Source organism: Staphylococcus kloosii, assembly GCF_003019255.1.
GTDB classification, from domain to species: domain Bacteria; phylum Bacillota; class Bacilli; order Staphylococcales; family Staphylococcaceae; genus Staphylococcus; species Staphylococcus kloosii.
The window spans coordinates 2,159,101-2,172,603 of record NZ_CP027846.1; the positions used below are offsets into that span (position 1 = coordinate 2,159,101).

The following is a 13,503-nucleotide window of genomic DNA, read 5'->3' on the forward strand; positions in this document are numbered from 1 at the left end:
CAACACCTCCCTATAAGAACATTGGTATAAATGTTTCAGCGTCCCATTCATGTTCGCCTGCTATTACATAAGCAAATATTGTAGCCATGAGTGGGTCAATTTTCTCTCTATTCATTTTCTTTTCTATCATGATTGAATCATTAACATTCTTAGCAATTGCATTTTTGACCGCTGTATCAAGTAATGGATTTTTATGATGTTTAATTTCTCCATTCATAACTTTTAATCTGAAATCTATATTAGGATTAGATAAAGTTTGTGACCCTTGCCTAATTTCATATAACTCATAAAACCAATTACGACGTTCAATTTCTGCTAACACACCATGTATAGCGTGTGGATCGTAACAAATAGCTTGTACATCTAAGTTGTATCTACTTACATAATTTTCAATATAATCTAATACTTGATTTGTATTGATGATTCCACTAGATAAATCAGTAATCGTACAATAACCATCATTTGCAAGTTGTTGATAATCTATAATATCTCTTTCAATTTTTGCTTGGAGCCCGCCTTTAGTTCCTACGAAAGAGTGAGAGGTTACATAATACTGCTTATTGTTTTCATCTAAGTGAATGAATGAAACTGCTGTTAAATCATCTCCACGTGATAAATCTAACCCAACGTATGTTTTACTATTAGTAATATCAAACTCGGTTTCATTTTTCTTCCAATCATTGAAATCAAGATAAGATTCTTCACTAGCTTGCATCCAATAATTAAAATTTTTAACTAAAATTTTGAACATTTTACCTTTTTTAGTTCCAGTTTCTATTCTTCTTTTCAAATAATCAGATGCTTGTTGTTTCAATTCTTCTGATTCATTAATAAGTGGATTAGATTTAGGCCATAATGTTTCATCTTGCCATTCTTCTTCGTCATCTTGTTCATAAATAACTGTGAAATATCTATCATCTTCATAATCTCCAGATAATATTTCTTTAGCGTAAGGCCATTCATCAACATACATAGGTACATTTAAATTGAAACCAGCAGTAGATATAATAAATATCAAAGATTGATTTAATTGTCCTTGTCCAGATTCGATAAGTTCATGCATTTCATCTGTTTTATTTTCGTGATACTCATCAAGTATTCCTATATATGGTTCAAATCCGTCTACAGCATTTGTTTCTTTTGATAACGGCTTAATATAAGAGTCGTCTTTTAAATTTGTAATTGTATCTCTAGATTTTTTAGTTGCTTTTTCTAATTCTTCATCTTTCACTCTTAAAAAGGACAACTGTTTCCAAATCATTTTAAAGACAATAGATGCTTGGTCTTTACTGTTAGCAGCACAAAATATTTGTCTACCTTCTTTCGGCTCTCTATCAAACAAGAAAGCGTATAGTGTGAGACCAGCAACGATAATAGATTTACCTTGTTTTCTTGCCATACTGATAAAAACCTTTTTAAATCTTAAATTGTCGTCTTTATCAAACCAACCTCTCACAGAAGAAATAATAAACTTTTGAAATTTTGCTAGTTTATGAAAATTACCTTTTGTATCTGGCAAACTTTCTGTAAAGCGAATAACTGTTTTAGCTCTTTTAGTTTTATATATATATGGAAAATTATCATTACCTATTCGATGTAGATCTTTCAAATGACGGATACATGATTGCCTTGTTTTTTTGCCGGCAATGTATTTGCCCGTCAATACAAGTACACAATATTCATAAGCATCATCTTTATATTTTTGAGGAACATCAAGTAATTCCTCTAAGTTATAAGTCATCTTCGTCATCATCTTCATCTAAAGCAAATTCATCGAATATAGATTTCTTATTTTCTTTTTCTGTTGGTACAACAATTCTCATTCTTGAATCAATTGTCATTCCTAGTTGTCCACAAATTGATTTTATTTCTTTTAAAGTATCCATATATACTAAAAATGAGCCGGTTTTCTTCGTGTTTTCTTCGTTTACTGCACCATTTTGTATAACGTCCGCATAAGCATCGTCATTTATGTCTACAAGTTGGCAATACCTTTTAATCATTGTGTAATCTAAATTAGCAATTGGTAGTTGTTCCAATAGTGGCACAACCCTTCGCCATTCAGTTACAGCATTTTCCGTTAAATCAGCAGGTTCAGAATTTATATTTATTGATTCAAATTGTTCTAACCCGTTTTCTAGTAATTTAGATTCTTCTAATTCGCTCTTTGTATGATTTCCTGTCTTAGTTGCGTTTAATTTTCTAGGTCTAGCCATCAAAACACCTCCAATATACTAATTTGAATTTATGAGTTTCTGGAATTTGGTCACAGCGATGTGCGGCTCGTTATATTAGTGTAAATTTTCCATACCCGGTTTTTGTTTCCCCCGCAAAAATTATTTCTGAAAAATAAAATTCTAAAAATTTATTCACCATGAATTTTATTGTGGCAGCTAAAACAAACCGCCTCTAAATTTTCCATATCCAGTCGCTTCGACCAATCCCGTTTCAATTCGATTTTGTGATGGACGATTAAATTCTTGTCATTCACCACACCTTGCTCTAAACATTTCTGACATAAGTAGTTATCACGTATTAACACTTGCTGTCGTAGCTTACGCCAAGCTGTACTATTATAGAAGGAAGTATATTCCTTGTTACGTGAGTTATACCTAATGTCTTGGTTATAACGTTTAGTATTGGCTTTCCTATAGTCTTGCAACTCGCTTTGAGTATATGACTTATTACCAAGTCGAACCTTTGGTTGAACAAACAAATGAATCAACTTCTTTCATTTGAATTTAATATTTAAAACTAATTTATAAATAAAATTAATATTTATTCTTACAAAAAAATAAAAGACAAAACGAAATAAGAAATTATAATCTCAAATCATTTTGTCTTTAAACTTTATAAAATGTTTCATCAATCAAAAGCAAATTAATCTTTAAAGTTTATGATCAACGAAACATTAAACAAACAACAAACAAACTAAATAAGAAATTATAATTATTGTTTCAATTAATCTCTTAAACTAATGAAACCTTTTAAGTTAATTGAATGAATGTTGTTCTATCAGTCAGACACTCAATGTATAAGTGATGACCTTAAACTGTATGACCTAAAAGGGTACTCTTAAATGTAGAGACCTTAATCGCCGCACCTTAATAAGTGGTGTCCTTTAATATGTGTGTCCTTATTATGTGGGTAGATTAAATAGGTGCATACAAAAAGACACGCTACAAATGTAACGTGCCTCGCATAATATAGTACTGGTAAAACATAAGTACCTTAATTAGTACCGTGTTTGAAATACCTTATGCTATCATAATATATCTTTTTAGGGTGGACTTATATAGTCCTAAAGTCCGTTCCTACACATACCCTATATATTCTGCTAACTTAATTAACATAGCATTTCTCCTTCTAAGTATCGTAGTCTTACTTACATAGAATCTATCCGCTATCTGTTCCCACTGATTACAATCTATAGGACAATCCCAGTATCTCAATCTAATCATCTCAAGTGTTTGTTCATCTAGCTCATCTAACAGTCTGTCTACACCTCTAACTATATTGCTGAGATTATTATACTTCTTATCTTTCATCTTCTTTAATACTTCTCGCTCTACTGGATTACTCGTAATATTAGATTTACCACCTTCAGAATTAACTACCTCGTGATTTTCTAATAGCTCATATTCCCTATATCGCAATTGCTTACGATACTGTTTAATGTTTTGTATATAGTCTTCAAGCTTTCTAATATCATATCGTTCAATAGCTATCATCTAATACCTCCAGTTATTTTATGCGTTTATCTAACTCGTCTTTAATATCTCGTACATCCTCATCCTTCAATCGAAACAGTACATCGCCGCGTTCGTTGAATATGATGTTAAGTAAATATGCAACTTCTGCTTCTAACCGTTCGTTCTGATTATCCTTAACCGTATTCAGTATCAATGTGACAATGGCAATGACAGCTAATACAATGCTTGTGATTATCCAGAACATATTACTTACCTCCCGCATTATAGTTATGAACCCCATTCAAATCTGCCTGACTGTTAATATCATAATCACATGGTGCGTCTATCTCATCATTAGCTGTTAAGCGTATGATAATCTCATTCGTTACGTATTTGCTTAGTTCGTATAGTGCCAGTAGCCATACAATATATAGTGTGCGTTTAATGAATTTCATTTACTCACTGTCCTTTCTTATTACCTTTAAAAGTTTGTTATTCTCTATAAAGCATTTAATATTCCTAAACGCTTTACCTACTCGATACTTCATAAGCGCTTCTTCCTCACTCTCTGCATCAACCAGTGTAAACACTTCATTCTCTTTAGCCTTAACCACGTCGTGAAAGACTTCGCCTGTATTGTGTGTAGTTGTTTTGATTAGGAATTGGGTCATTTCCTTAGCACTTCCTTAATTTTAGTTACGATGTCTTTAATATCCTGTTGATCCAAAGCCTTGTTGTCCTCTTGCTGATTCATTACTAAACTCCTTAACCTCCAATAACTCAGGTGTAAATATAGGTACGATAACTAACTGTGCGAGTTTATCGCCTTTGTTGATTTGGTATGAACCACGCTTATATATATTGCGTTCTTCTTCAAATATCTTTTCGTTCGATATATCTCTTAGGAAAATAGTTTCTGCACCATCGTCTTCATTATCATTCTTAATATTAATCTTCATATGCCCTTGATAACCTGCATCTATCTTCCCAGTTTCAATCACTAGATGAGTCTTACTACTTACTCCACTTCTGCTTGTAAGTAATCCCACATAGCCTTGTGGAATATTAACGGCTAAGTCTGTAGCAATGAGTGCTTTCTGTTGTGGTTCAAGTATCACTGTTTCTGCTGCGTATATATCGTAACCAGCGTCTAAGTTATTACGTGTTGGCATTGTTGCGTTATCGCTTAATAGTTTGATTTCTAGGTTAGTCATTTTATTTGTCCTCCATAAACCAATACTGATTATTACCTTGCGCACCAATTGCCTCAATTGCTACTGCTTTATTTAAACAATCTTTGCACAAATCAATGTCTTTTTGAGTAACATAAGGTGTAGTGGATCTTCCTTCTATTTGCTCTGTTTTAAATAATACTGGTAATTTTATAGATTTAATTTCTTCCTCGGTATGCGATGTAATATTATCATCGATTTCTACTTGTTTTTTACATATATCGCATTGTTTAACTTTCATTATTTTTTCAGTCATTTATCTCTCCCCTTATACATATCTCGTTCCAACTCATTCATCGTATAACTCAACTCATGTAATAAATCATTATTACAACGTTCGGCTAACTTCCCTTGCTTCCATTTGGTAAGCTTATCCCACATACGCACGTAGCTTTCAAGTTTCTGATTACGTCGCATTAATCGATCGTTGTTAGCTTTTAATATAGCTACGTCGTCGATAAGTGTGTCACGCTCTTCTTTATAATCATTCACTCGCCATCACTCCTTTTTAAGAAACGTTCCAAGCAATGACCTTCTAAATCAATTTCAATACCCGTTAACTCATATGCCTTGTTTATTACATCCCGTGCTGATTGTGCAGTGTCATCGAAACACTCATCAGTACCACACCATTCATTAGCTATTTGCTCCATGTTGCTAGTGTATTCGACAGCTAGGATATTAATAAGCTCGTCTTTATCGGTTACCTGTTTTATATCGTCTATATCTCTCATCTCTCTCACTCCTCTATACTTAATTCTTTATCACTACAAAACTGTTCAAACTCACTTCTATCAAACGTACGTCGCTTAAACTCAGTAAACCGCTTATAATGCCCGCATACCGTATACGCATCACCCACAATATGCACGTGGGCAATACGTCGGTTATCTTTGGTCAGGTAATGCTTGTTAGTGAAATATGTGGATCTCATGATGTAATCCCCAATTCTGCTTCAATTTCAGCTATACTCACTTTCTCTACGACTAACCTTTGCGAATCATTTCCAACTTCACGCTTAGTTAAATTGCTCGCCATTCTATCAAACGTGTTATTGGCAATCTGCATTTTCTCGAGTATTTCTTGTCGAGTACCTGCACATACAACATCGTCACCTTTATAAACTACATACTCATACGAGGGTCTACGTCCTTTTTTCTTCATTGTCAGCCCTCCCATTTATCAAATATTCGCTGCACATAATATTTGGCTTTATTAATGTCCTCACGACCATTCTTCATATTGGCACGACTTAAATATTTAATAGCGTTGAATACATAAGGTGCTAATTCAGGTGGGTACTGTCTACACACTTGGTCACAGTAATCTATGACTTCTATATCGCCGTACGTATAATGTGCTGGATGGTTCACGTTATCTTTTTCCATCACTTACTCACCCTTTCACCTAATGCAATTTGACAACCATCATCAATACGTACTTTATGTTGTCCCACTAATACTTCGGCATAGGGTTTATCATCGTTATACACAAGCTTTGTTACAGTAGCCGGATATGAAATATTGCTACCAGGCTCAATAAACCAAATGTAATCGTCTAGGTTTAGATCAATTATTTTCATATCAATTACCTACCTTTACTGAATCAGTTAATTCTTTACCATTACTTAATAACTCCATTACTTGCTTTAACTGATACTTGCCTAACATTTCTAATTTATTATCTTCTTCTAAATCTCCTGTACTAATGTTCAAGTTATAATTCGCTTTAGCTAGTAGGTCTATAATTCTAGTGTCATATCTTTTGTTAGCTTTCTTGTTCTCTCTAATTTCGTGCTTTGTGTATAAACTGAAACGCTTCTTAAACTTTTCGAAATCCTCGATTGATATTCTTTTATATAAATTTGCGAATGGCGTATCTGCATAACCTTTCACATTGTAGGAATGAATGTTTAATCGCTTAGCTTTAACTACTTCTTCGCCTTTAGTGTTATATAAATCAAATTCTTTAATCATCTTCATATCCCCCTGTCAGTAATGGTCGGTTCCTCTATCCAACGCACCTTACCATCTGTATATTCTTCTTTATTTGTATGCATGTGATTGTGTATTTGCTCTTCCAGTTCCCAGTTATCATCATTGGGATGAGTTGGAAATGTAATCGTCTTTTCAAACTCGATGTTATATTTAATCTTGATTGTTTCTTCCATTTAGATCACTTCGCTTTCTTTCTCTCTCGTCTAGCCTTGATTAACTCCTCGTACGTAATCCATTCTTTGCCTGTGTACTTTGGCGCTTTACATATCCAAGTTAATTTGACATCTTGATATTTAAATCTGAAAAACTTCGCTTTTAACTTCGCTGCTTCTGTTGGCATACCTTTAACGTCTATAACTTCTAATAACTCACCATCATTCCATAAAGCAAAATCAGCAACATACGTTGTTTTACGCTGTTTACCAAACTTAGGAAGTAGTTCGTATTTTGGTTGTAATTCGATAAAGTTATATTCACTCACTGGCATCATGCGTTGTAAATATTTGTAGTAGTCACACTCAACTTTGCTATCGAATGTGTAACCATCGTATTCAACTTTCTTAGCATTATATTTACTCACTGTTCTTTCACCCCTACATATCAAATATGCTCATCTGATTTTTTAGTTCTCCTGCTCTGAATAAATTGTGATTACCTTTGAATTTTTTAATCTCTTTATCATTCAAATATTTAAATGGCTCGTTCCAGTATCTTATTCCAGCGCAGTTTTTAACGTAGTACAGGTCATTACCTACTGGTTGTACTTCAAATACTATTTCGCTTTCTTGTGTATATAGTGCGTAACCGAACTCTAATATTTCTTGAATATCTTCCATGTTCATATAATCACTCCTCTATATTCATCGAAGATAATTTGCTTATTTGCTTCATAGTCATCATATGGCGTTATAAGCTCATTCTCGAGCAATCTTTGAACAGCATAACCTAACTCTAAAATGCACAATTGAATGGCTGTATTGCCCTTGTACGTGTCTCTATAAAGGTGCCCGAGTAATTGTTGTAATTGTATTATTGTCATGTAAAAAACCTCTGCGTTTTCTTGTAAAATTCAAACTCAATAACACCCGTTTCACCGTCTTTATTTTTAGCAATATTGCACTCAACAATCGATTTACCTGTTTCATCTTCTTGTTGTTCGTAATAGTCATCTCTATAAAGCATCATGGCTAAACTAGCATCAGCTTCAATGCCTCCTGATTCTTTCATGTCTGATAACATTGGTCGTTTGTCATTTCGCGATTCAACGCCACGACTTAATTGTGATAACACAACAATAATTGCACCTGTTTCGTTAGCTATAATCTTCAAGTCACGAGAGAGTTTTTCTACAGCAACACGTCTATCCACTTTCGTATCTGTACTCATCAGCTGTAAGTAGTCTATAAAAATGACTTGAGGTTTATCTGAAGGTTTCATAGCTTGAGCCCTTATATCTTGTGGGGTTGTTGTACTATCGTCATTAATATTGATACCTAATTTAAGTATTTGATCTATAGCACCTGTTAATTTTGTTAGTTCGTCAGGTGTTAAGTCTTGAACGTTTTTTATGCGATTTAATTCAATGCCAGTAATAGTTGCTAGTAGACGTTGTAATACATTTTTACCTGTAGTCTCAATACTAAAGAATGATGTTTGGTAGCCTTGTTGTGCAATGTTCCACAACATGTTAAGCGCAAACCCAGTCTTACCGACTGATGGTCGAGCTGCTATCACAACTAATTGACTAGGCTCAAATCCACCTATTTTGTAATCCATAAGTTTGTATTTTGTTTTTACACGCTGTAAAGGTTCATCGCTATATAAATCTTCTACAAGTTGTGTAGCGTATCGTTGTGTTCCATCTTCTTTTTTAGATGTTATGTTAGTTAGTTCTTTGAGTTGGTCTACCATATTATTAAATGTTGATGGTGTTAGTTCTGATTTAAACTCGTCTGTTAACTGCATTGCTTTAATGAGTTGATAGTTTTGTAATAATTCTTGCTGGTACCGTTCAAAGAAGCCGTAACCTATAAAATCTGATTGATATAATTTACCTATCACATCATTACCTAAAAATGATTTATCTTTAGTACTTTTAAGATATATTTCGTTTAAGTTAACTCTTCCTTGTTCTAAAATGTACTCAAGAAAGTTTCTGAATTGTTCATTTTGAAACATGTAAGGCTTAACCCTTAATTTTTCTAGAAGGTCGGATTTCTTCAACAAACTAGCAATGACTGTACTTTCAATTTCATACTGTTCATTCAACAAAGTCATCACCTCGTCTATCAAATTCAGCTACCTTCTGCCTAAATTGTTCTAATGCTCGTTTACGTGACTCAACGTATTCAGGGTCATTTGCCATTTTCCAACGATGTGATTTTGTTTTATCGTCTGGTTCTTCTTCCTTAAACACTTTGGGGAAATGTCGTAATATGTTAGGTATTTTAGGTGGGTATACATTGCCGTCTTTAATATATTTCTTAGCCATCTTTAGCGATGGTTCATAATCTCCATCTTCGCAAAGGAAATCAATCCATAAGTCTAATTTTTTCTCAGTGAACTCCATATTGTAGACGTTGCTTACTAACTCAATAATTTCGAACGCTTCTTTTTTATTCATCGGCATAACGTCTATCCCCCTAATAATTCTTTACGTTTCTTTTCTAATAGATCATCTGATGGTGTGTTGTCTTTAAAGTTGGTAGTATGTTTACCTTGGTTATAATCATTCATATAACTTTCTTGTGATAAGAATGTCTTAGGATATTTTTGATACTGTTTATCTTTAATTGTTTTAAGGTAATCTTTAGTACCATTCATAATTGTTTCAAAGTCATGCATTTTTAATGCTGTCTTAAATAAACTTTGTGCTTTCTTCTTATCTAGTTTTTTATCATATAAATTCCACCATTGGTCGAATTGTTCTTGCGTAACTTTAGTTGCGCTAGTATTACTATCATTATTAGTACTATCATTATTAGTACTATCATTATTAGTAGTTAGCCCTTTTCGGTTTTCCGTTTTTCCGTTTTCCGATAATCCGTTTTCCGATAATGGCATTTCGGTTGGTTTCTCATAAACACGGTATTCATAGCCTGAAAATACACCATTTATTTGGCGTTTCTGTATGCGGTGTACATAGTTACATTCCATCAATTCTTTAATTCCATTATTGATAGATTTTTGACCGTCGTTCATATGCTTAACTACTTCAGAGGTATAAATTTGCCAATCATCAGGTCTGCTTAAAAAGTAAAGTAAGATCCCTTTAGCCTTAGCACTTAATCTCTCATCAAATATGAACAACTTATTTACTGTTACGAAATCGCCACGTTCTTTAATCGTTCTAAATGTCGCCATCCACTTTCTCTCCTTTCAACATCTTATTCAGCTTCTCGTCTACTTCAATCCAGCTGTCTTTAAGATGGTATTTCTTGTTAAAGCTATCCATACCTATTTGGTGCTGCTCTGTATGGTGGTTTCTACATAGCGCTAGTACTTTGTTGCCGTAATGATTTATCTTGTTCCTGTTACGTCCTCGACCTACAGCTTGATAATGTGCTAAGTCTGCATGTTTACCGCAAATAACACACTTCCTATTGATCGTTGCGTAGTATAAAAATGTTCTATCATTCTTCATTAGGTCACTTGTCTTATAATTAAGTGGTATGTCATTAGCGAATATCCATTCGAGTGCAACGTCAATGACTTCGCCTGCTTGTTTACGACTGCAGTTACTCAATGAGATACGCTTATCGTAGCCATACAGGACAGTTACATATTCTTGAAACATTTCCCTCATATAGTCACGTGGCGTCCCTGTATGAGCCTCTATATCATTACAAAGCGCAAACACTTTACGACGCTGTTTATCCGTTATCTTGAATGGGTCATTGACTAGCACATCGGCTTCTAATTCGTAACCATTGTCGAGCATTAACGTATCTTTATTACCAAGTGATACATCCGAGATGACAGCAGTTATCGAGCCGTCATCTTGCTGGATGTAAGATTTAATTTGAGCCATTTAATCAGTCCAATCAGAAAGGAAGATCGTCCGAAGTCACATCGTTATTGTTATTTGCAAACGGATTATCTTGTTTAGTCTGTTGGTTAGATTGTTTACTATCTAGAAATTCCACTCTGTCCACGTTAACTTTAATTTTTTCTCGTTTGTTGCCTTCCTTATCTTCGAAACGATCTTGTTTTAATTCACCTACAATTAATATCTTTGAGCCTTTTTGACAGTAAGTTTCAATGAGTTCTGCTGTTTTGCCCCATGCTTCGATTTGGAAAAAGTTAGTTTCATCTTTTTTAAAATTACTACGTACACCTAGACCGAATTTCAATACTTGTGATTGTCCCGCTGCTTTCATTTCTAAATCATTAGTGATATTACCTGTTAAAATTGTTTGATTAGTCATTATTTACTCTCCTTCGCTTGTTTGCTCCACTTGTCTAATGTAGAGATCATTGTAGCTATTTGATTATTTGACAGTTGGTTAATGTCCTTGATATTTAGCTGTGCTTTAACTTTCTCTGCTGGTACGTCTTTACCATTTGATTGCATAAGTTGGCTAAACATTTCGATTTCATCTTCAAGCGTCTTAATGTTCTTAGGGTCTACTTTTGAATATTTGTCTTGTTTTTCTTTAGCATCTGCGTCATCTTCATCAGTTGGGATATTGAAGAATTTCATTAAGAAATAACGTTCAGCGTATGTTAAAGCTGTGCCATGTGCTTGTGAAATATCACTTTGTTGACCGAATGCATGGTAACCAATGTCTAATTGCTCCTCTGGTTTGTCAGCGTTTATCCACTTGTAATTGAGGTCCATTTCTACCACAAAATCTATGACTTCATGACCTTTTTTATTTTTGTAACTATGCGTTGTCCATTGTTCGTTTGTAGTGTTAGGCACTAATAGTAAATTGTGTTCAATCATTTTCGTTCTAATACGGTGTAAAATTTGTGAGCCTGATACATAAGAAAAGTTGTAACCTTTAGTATCTTTAGTGAATCCATCTATATTAGCTTTTACATCTGCTATTTTTTGGTATAAATTAAGTTCTTCAGTCATAATCCACCTCTTCGTATTCAGTTGTTTCAGTTACTGTCTTTTTAATTGCAATGTGTTTCGTCATATCAATAATGCTGTTATCTAGTCCGTTAAATTCTCGACTATCTCTTTTATCCGTTGAATATTTGATAGTATCGTTAGATTCAGATGGTTTGTTTGTAATATATAGCTCATCATCTTTTTTCTTAATTAGGTATGTGACTGTCTGTTTCATCAGTTATCAACCTTTCGTTAGCCATGACCTCTTTCATAGCTTTAAGTGCTTGTTTAGCTTCTTCTTGCTTATGCCAATCGTATATATGAATTGAGGCGTAACCTTTCTCGTAGTAATCACTGAAATGTGTAAATGCTATGCCAAGTGTTGCGTCGTCGAATTGTTTAAAAGTGACATGTCCTTCGATGTGTGAATAAGCTAGTTTGATGTTTAAGTCGTGGGACATGTTGAGTAAGCGATGTGTGTTCATATTGACGTCCTCCCATATTTAGTTGTATAGTTAAGTTGTTAAAATTTATTAAATACTCGACTGTGAGCTAACCCCACATTAGCTTGCAGTCTTTTTATTTGCGAAAAAATATTTATCAAAGAATGCATATGTCAATACTGCGAGTACTGTGCCTGTGAATATCGCTGATGTGAAATACACACCAATTAACATTAAAGCTAGTGTGAATACCATCCACGCTGTGAATGCGATATAAAAAGATTTATTCATGCTATCCCTCCTTATAAATTAGATTCTTTTATAAAAATATGTTCTTCGATAAAGTCGATTGCAGGTCTAATTTTGATGTAACGTTTGTTACCTTTACCGAAACGGTACATACATGCTTCTTGGAATGCTTTATTCGAAAAAACTTTATCTTCCAAATCATCTTTAGAAATTCCGCTAACTTTTACAAACTCTTTTGCGTCTGCAAATCCGATATATTCCATCTTTATTGGCTCCTTTCGTGTATAATGTTGTTATCGCTACTGCGATAGTGGGTGGTGTGAAAAATGGAAAACATTGATAATTACAAAACTTATATTTCGATTGCAGGGTTTTTACTGTCTCTTATTAATTTTTGGTTTATATTTTTGAAACAACGTCCAAATTTTAAAGTTAAAATTAAACAAATTGCAGATAGTACTAGCGACTTTTACATAGAATTTATTTTCACTAATAAATCTAATAAAGCTTTGTCTATAACTGGTATAATGGCTAAATCTAAAGACGAAGAATTTAATGGGGTCTACGATATTCAAAATATTATGCCCAGTAAATTCTTTAAAGAACCTCATAGAACCAGCGGTTTACCTTTAAAGTTAGATCCTTATCAATCTATGAAATGTTTTATTCAGTTTGAGAAAAATACTGCAGATAAAGATTTTGACTACGACTGTTTAAAGTTCAAAATTTCAACTAGTCGAAAACCTAAAAATGTTTGCATAACTATCCCCAAAAATTTAGTAATAGAGCAAGAAGATTTATACTTAATGTGATAATTGTAAAAATCAA

Annotated in this window: 31 protein-coding genes; 1 reads left to right on the forward strand and 30 read right to left on the reverse strand. The window is 33.6% G+C overall.

Annotation, left to right across the window (positions count from 1 at the left end; all coding sequences use genetic code 11):
- Positions 1 to 10 precede the first annotated feature (10 nt).
- The 30 genes from C7J89_RS10665 to C7J89_RS10805 form a co-directional block, all read right to left on the reverse strand.
- On the reverse strand, positions 11 to 1,741 hold the full coding sequence (locus tag C7J89_RS10665) for a terminase large subunit (protein WP_371860673.1): 1,731 nt from the start codon (positions 1,739 to 1,741) through the stop codon (positions 11 to 13).
- Complete coding sequence (locus C7J89_RS10670) at positions 1,731 to 2,216, reverse strand: phage terminase small subunit P27 family (RefSeq protein ID WP_103295265.1); 486 nt, start codon at positions 2,214 to 2,216, stop codon at positions 1,731 to 1,733. The genes C7J89_RS10665 and C7J89_RS10670 overlap by 11 nt, the downstream gene beginning before the upstream one ends.
- A 149-nt stretch (positions 2,217 to 2,365) precedes the next feature.
- Positions 2,366 to 2,716 carry an HNH endonuclease gene (locus C7J89_RS10675; protein ID WP_103295266.1) on the reverse strand — a complete coding sequence of 117 codons (351 nt, stop codon included), beginning with the start codon at positions 2,714 to 2,716 and terminating at the stop codon, positions 2,366 to 2,368.
- A gap of 598 nt (positions 2,717 to 3,314) precedes the next feature.
- Complete coding sequence (locus tag C7J89_RS10680) at positions 3,315 to 3,731, reverse strand: DUF722 domain-containing protein (RefSeq protein WP_103295844.1); 417 nt, start codon at positions 3,729 to 3,731, stop codon at positions 3,315 to 3,317.
- Between the two features lie 13 nt (positions 3,732 to 3,744).
- The gene (locus C7J89_RS10685; protein WP_103295843.1) at positions 3,745 to 3,957 is read right to left on the reverse strand and encodes a DUF1514 family protein; all 213 of its coding nucleotides are present in this window, start codon (positions 3,955 to 3,957) and stop codon (positions 3,745 to 3,747) included.
- A gap of 1 nt (position 3,958) precedes the next feature.
- Positions 3,959 to 4,147 carry a transcriptional activator RinB gene (gene rinB / locus C7J89_RS10690; protein ID WP_103295842.1) on the reverse strand — a complete coding sequence of 63 codons (189 nt, stop codon included), beginning with the start codon at positions 4,145 to 4,147 and terminating at the stop codon, positions 3,959 to 3,961.
- Positions 4,148 to 4,363 (reverse strand): DUF1381 domain-containing protein, encoded by a 216-nt coding sequence (locus C7J89_RS13525; RefSeq protein ID WP_106884410.1) that lies wholly within the window; start codon positions 4,361 to 4,363, stop codon positions 4,148 to 4,150.
- Positions 4,364 to 4,399: 36 nt separating this feature from the next.
- Positions 4,400 to 4,906, reverse strand: a complete 507-nt coding sequence (locus C7J89_RS10700; protein WP_103295841.1) for a dUTP diphosphatase — start codon at positions 4,904 to 4,906, stop codon at positions 4,400 to 4,402.
- A 1-nt stretch (position 4,907) separates the two neighbouring features.
- Positions 4,908 to 5,180 carry a hypothetical protein gene (locus C7J89_RS10705; RefSeq protein ID WP_103295840.1) on the reverse strand — a complete coding sequence of 91 codons (273 nt, stop codon included), beginning with the start codon at positions 5,178 to 5,180 and terminating at the stop codon, positions 4,908 to 4,910.
- Positions 5,177 to 5,416, reverse strand: a complete 240-nt coding sequence (locus C7J89_RS10710) for a hypothetical protein (protein ID WP_103295839.1) — start codon at positions 5,414 to 5,416, stop codon at positions 5,177 to 5,179. The genes C7J89_RS10705 and C7J89_RS10710 overlap by 4 nt, the downstream gene beginning before the upstream one ends.
- Positions 5,413 to 5,658, reverse strand: coding sequence for a hypothetical protein (locus C7J89_RS10715; protein WP_103295838.1), 246 nt, complete (start codon positions 5,656 to 5,658; stop codon positions 5,413 to 5,415). Before C7J89_RS10715 ends, C7J89_RS10710 begins: the two co-directional genes overlap by 4 nt.
- A 5-nt stretch (positions 5,659 to 5,663) precedes the next feature.
- Positions 5,664 to 5,858 (reverse strand): SAV1978 family virulence-associated passenger protein, encoded by a 195-nt coding sequence (locus C7J89_RS13595; RefSeq protein ID WP_103295837.1) that lies wholly within the window; start codon positions 5,856 to 5,858, stop codon positions 5,664 to 5,666.
- Positions 5,855 to 6,088 (reverse strand): hypothetical protein, encoded by a 234-nt coding sequence (locus C7J89_RS10725; RefSeq protein ID WP_103295836.1) that lies wholly within the window; start codon positions 6,086 to 6,088, stop codon positions 5,855 to 5,857. Before C7J89_RS10725 ends, C7J89_RS13595 begins: the two co-directional genes overlap by 4 nt.
- Positions 6,089 to 6,090: 2 nt before the next feature.
- Positions 6,091 to 6,312, reverse strand: coding sequence for a DUF3310 domain-containing protein (locus C7J89_RS10730; RefSeq protein WP_103295835.1), 222 nt, complete (start codon positions 6,310 to 6,312; stop codon positions 6,091 to 6,093).
- Positions 6,312 to 6,506 (reverse strand): hypothetical protein, encoded by a 195-nt coding sequence (locus C7J89_RS10735; protein WP_103295834.1) that lies wholly within the window; start codon positions 6,504 to 6,506, stop codon positions 6,312 to 6,314. The genes C7J89_RS10730 and C7J89_RS10735 overlap by 1 nt, the downstream gene beginning before the upstream one ends.
- A gap of 1 nt (position 6,507) precedes the next feature.
- Positions 6,508 to 6,900 carry a hypothetical protein gene (locus C7J89_RS10740; RefSeq protein WP_103295833.1) on the reverse strand — a complete coding sequence of 131 codons (393 nt, stop codon included), beginning with the start codon at positions 6,898 to 6,900 and terminating at the stop codon, positions 6,508 to 6,510.
- A gap of 2 nt (positions 6,901 to 6,902) precedes the next feature.
- Complete coding sequence (locus tag C7J89_RS10745; protein ID WP_103295832.1) at positions 6,903 to 7,094, reverse strand: hypothetical protein; 192 nt, start codon at positions 7,092 to 7,094, stop codon at positions 6,903 to 6,905.
- Between the two features lie 5 nt (positions 7,095 to 7,099).
- Positions 7,100 to 7,501, reverse strand: coding sequence for a DUF1064 domain-containing protein (locus C7J89_RS10750; protein ID WP_103295831.1), 402 nt, complete (start codon positions 7,499 to 7,501; stop codon positions 7,100 to 7,102).
- 13 nt (positions 7,502 to 7,514) lie between these two features.
- Positions 7,515 to 7,763: a DUF3269 family protein gene (locus C7J89_RS10755; RefSeq protein ID WP_103295830.1), complete on the reverse strand. Its 249-nt coding sequence runs from the start codon at positions 7,761 to 7,763 to the stop codon at positions 7,515 to 7,517.
- On the reverse strand, positions 7,760 to 7,960 hold the full coding sequence (locus tag C7J89_RS10760; RefSeq protein WP_103295829.1) for a hypothetical protein: 201 nt from the start codon (positions 7,958 to 7,960) through the stop codon (positions 7,760 to 7,762). The genes C7J89_RS10755 and C7J89_RS10760 overlap by 4 nt, the downstream gene beginning before the upstream one ends.
- On the reverse strand, positions 7,957 to 9,189 hold the full coding sequence (locus C7J89_RS10765) for a DnaB helicase C-terminal domain-containing protein (RefSeq protein ID WP_371860674.1): 1,233 nt from the start codon (positions 9,187 to 9,189) through the stop codon (positions 7,957 to 7,959). The genes C7J89_RS10760 and C7J89_RS10765 overlap by 4 nt, the downstream gene beginning before the upstream one ends.
- The gene (locus C7J89_RS10770; RefSeq protein WP_103295827.1) at positions 9,182 to 9,550 is read right to left on the reverse strand and encodes a replicative helicase loader/inhibitor; all 369 of its coding nucleotides are present in this window, start codon (positions 9,548 to 9,550) and stop codon (positions 9,182 to 9,184) included. The genes C7J89_RS10765 and C7J89_RS10770 overlap by 8 nt, the downstream gene beginning before the upstream one ends.
- Before the next feature lie 5 nt (positions 9,551 to 9,555).
- Complete coding sequence (locus tag C7J89_RS10775; RefSeq protein WP_103295826.1) at positions 9,556 to 10,284, reverse strand: LvrA C-terminal domain-related protein; 729 nt, start codon at positions 10,282 to 10,284, stop codon at positions 9,556 to 9,558.
- Positions 10,271 to 10,951 carry a putative HNHc nuclease gene (locus tag C7J89_RS10780; RefSeq protein ID WP_103295825.1) on the reverse strand — a complete coding sequence of 227 codons (681 nt, stop codon included), beginning with the start codon at positions 10,949 to 10,951 and terminating at the stop codon, positions 10,271 to 10,273. The genes C7J89_RS10775 and C7J89_RS10780 overlap by 14 nt, the downstream gene beginning before the upstream one ends.
- A 13-nt stretch (positions 10,952 to 10,964) precedes the next feature.
- The gene (locus C7J89_RS10785) at positions 10,965 to 11,348 is read right to left on the reverse strand and encodes a single-stranded DNA-binding protein (RefSeq protein ID WP_103295824.1); all 384 of its coding nucleotides are present in this window, start codon (positions 11,346 to 11,348) and stop codon (positions 10,965 to 10,967) included.
- Entirely contained in the window at positions 11,348 to 12,004 is a 657-nt protein-coding gene (locus C7J89_RS10790) for an ERF family protein (protein WP_103295823.1), read from the reverse strand. The genes C7J89_RS10785 and C7J89_RS10790 overlap by 1 nt, the downstream gene beginning before the upstream one ends.
- A complete protein-coding gene (locus C7J89_RS10795) occupies positions 11,997 to 12,218 on the reverse strand; it encodes a DUF2483 family protein (RefSeq protein ID WP_103295822.1) in 222 nt (73 codons plus the stop codon). The genes C7J89_RS10790 and C7J89_RS10795 overlap by 8 nt, the downstream gene beginning before the upstream one ends.
- A complete protein-coding gene (locus C7J89_RS10800) occupies positions 12,190 to 12,468 on the reverse strand; it encodes a hypothetical protein (RefSeq protein ID WP_103295821.1) in 279 nt (92 codons plus the stop codon). The genes C7J89_RS10795 and C7J89_RS10800 overlap by 29 nt, the downstream gene beginning before the upstream one ends.
- Before the next feature lie 78 nt (positions 12,469 to 12,546).
- On the reverse strand, positions 12,547 to 12,717 hold the full coding sequence (locus C7J89_RS13245; protein ID WP_159031777.1) for a DUF1270 family protein: 171 nt from the start codon (positions 12,715 to 12,717) through the stop codon (positions 12,547 to 12,549).
- A gap of 11 nt (positions 12,718 to 12,728) precedes the next feature.
- Positions 12,729 to 12,938 (reverse strand): hypothetical protein, encoded by a 210-nt coding sequence (locus C7J89_RS10805; RefSeq protein WP_103295820.1) that lies wholly within the window; start codon positions 12,936 to 12,938, stop codon positions 12,729 to 12,731.
- A 63-nt stretch (positions 12,939 to 13,001) separates the two neighbouring features.
- On the opposite strand from C7J89_RS10805, the gene C7J89_RS10810 reads away from it, so the two are divergent.
- Positions 13,002 to 13,487 carry a hypothetical protein gene (locus tag C7J89_RS10810; protein WP_103295819.1) on the forward strand — a complete coding sequence of 162 codons (486 nt, stop codon included), beginning with the start codon at positions 13,002 to 13,004 and terminating at the stop codon, positions 13,485 to 13,487.
- The last annotated feature ends 16 nt before the right edge of the window (positions 13,488 to 13,503 follow it).

Excerpts from the sequence above, each read along its gene's own strand:
- C7J89_RS10770 (WP_103295827.1), bottom strand. The coding sequence starts at position 9,550 with ATGCCGATGAATAAAAAAGAAGCGTTCGAAATTATTGAGTTAGTAAGC.
- C7J89_RS10725 (WP_103295836.1), bottom strand. The coding sequence starts at position 6,088 with ATGAAGAAAAAAGGACGTAGACCCTCGTATGAGTATGTAGTTTATAAA.
- C7J89_RS10780 (WP_103295825.1), bottom strand. The coding sequence starts at position 10,951 with ATGGCTCAAATTAAATCTTACATCCAGCAAGATGACGGCTCGATAACT.
- C7J89_RS10800 (WP_103295821.1), bottom strand. The coding sequence starts at position 12,468 with ATGAACACACATCGCTTACTCAACATGTCCCACGACTTAAACATCAAA.
- C7J89_RS10760 (WP_103295829.1), bottom strand. The coding sequence starts at position 7,960 with ATGACAATAATACAATTACAACAATTACTCGGGCACCTTTATAGAGAC.
- C7J89_RS10735 (WP_103295834.1), bottom strand. The coding sequence starts at position 6,506 with ATGAAAATAATTGATCTAAACCTAGACGATTACATTTGGTTTATTGAG.
- C7J89_RS10775 (WP_103295826.1), bottom strand. The coding sequence starts at position 10,284 with ATGGCGACATTTAGAACGATTAAAGAACGTGGCGATTTCGTAACAGTA.
- C7J89_RS10740 (WP_103295833.1), bottom strand. The coding sequence starts at position 6,900 with ATGATTAAAGAATTTGATTTATATAACACTAAAGGCGAAGAAGTAGTT.
- C7J89_RS13245 (WP_159031777.1), bottom strand. The coding sequence starts at position 12,717 with ATGAATAAATCTTTTTATATCGCATTCACAGCGTGGATGGTATTCACA.
- C7J89_RS10755 (WP_103295830.1), bottom strand. The coding sequence starts at position 7,763 with ATGAACATGGAAGATATTCAAGAAATATTAGAGTTCGGTTACGCACTA.
- C7J89_RS10785 (WP_103295824.1), bottom strand. The coding sequence starts at position 11,348 with ATGACTAATCAAACAATTTTAACAGGTAATATCACTAATGATTTAGAA.
- C7J89_RS10715 (WP_103295838.1), bottom strand. The coding sequence starts at position 5,658 with ATGAGAGATATAGACGATATAAAACAGGTAACCGATAAAGACGAGCTT.
- C7J89_RS10705 (WP_103295840.1), bottom strand. The coding sequence starts at position 5,180 with ATGACTGAAAAAATAATGAAAGTTAAACAATGCGATATATGTAAAAAA.
- C7J89_RS13525 (WP_106884410.1), bottom strand. The coding sequence starts at position 4,363 with ATGACCCAATTCCTAATCAAAACAACTACACACAATACAGGCGAAGTC.
- C7J89_RS10745 (WP_103295832.1), bottom strand. The coding sequence starts at position 7,094 with ATGGAAGAAACAATCAAGATTAAATATAACATCGAGTTTGAAAAGACG.
- C7J89_RS10665 (WP_371860673.1), bottom strand. The coding sequence starts at position 1,741 with ATGACTTATAACTTAGAGGAATTACTTGATGTTCCTCAAAAATATAAA.
- rinB (WP_103295842.1), bottom strand. The coding sequence starts at position 4,147 with ATGAAATTCATTAAACGCACACTATATATTGTATGGCTACTGGCACTA.
- C7J89_RS10805 (WP_103295820.1), bottom strand. The coding sequence starts at position 12,938 with ATGGAATATATCGGATTTGCAGACGCAAAAGAGTTTGTAAAAGTTAGC.
- C7J89_RS10795 (WP_103295822.1), bottom strand. The coding sequence starts at position 12,218 with ATGAAACAGACAGTCACATACCTAATTAAGAAAAAAGATGATGAGCTA.
- C7J89_RS10810 (WP_103295819.1), top strand. The coding sequence starts at position 13,002 with ATGGAAAACATTGATAATTACAAAACTTATATTTCGATTGCAGGGTTT.
- C7J89_RS10700 (WP_103295841.1), bottom strand. The coding sequence starts at position 4,906 with ATGACTAACCTAGAAATCAAACTATTAAGCGATAACGCAACAATGCCA.
- C7J89_RS10790 (WP_103295823.1), bottom strand. The coding sequence starts at position 12,004 with ATGACTGAAGAACTTAATTTATACCAAAAAATAGCAGATGTAAAAGCT.
- C7J89_RS10680 (WP_103295844.1), bottom strand. The coding sequence starts at position 3,731 with ATGATAGCTATTGAACGATATGATATTAGAAAGCTTGAAGACTATATA.
- C7J89_RS10685 (WP_103295843.1), bottom strand. The coding sequence starts at position 3,957 with ATGTTCTGGATAATCACAAGCATTGTATTAGCTGTCATTGCCATTGTC.
- C7J89_RS13595 (WP_103295837.1), bottom strand. The coding sequence starts at position 5,858 with ATGAGATCCACATATTTCACTAACAAGCATTACCTGACCAAAGATAAC.
- C7J89_RS10730 (WP_103295835.1), bottom strand. The coding sequence starts at position 6,312 with ATGGAAAAAGATAACGTGAACCATCCAGCACATTATACGTACGGCGAT.
- C7J89_RS10670 (WP_103295265.1), bottom strand. The coding sequence starts at position 2,216 with ATGGCTAGACCTAGAAAATTAAACGCAACTAAGACAGGAAATCATACA.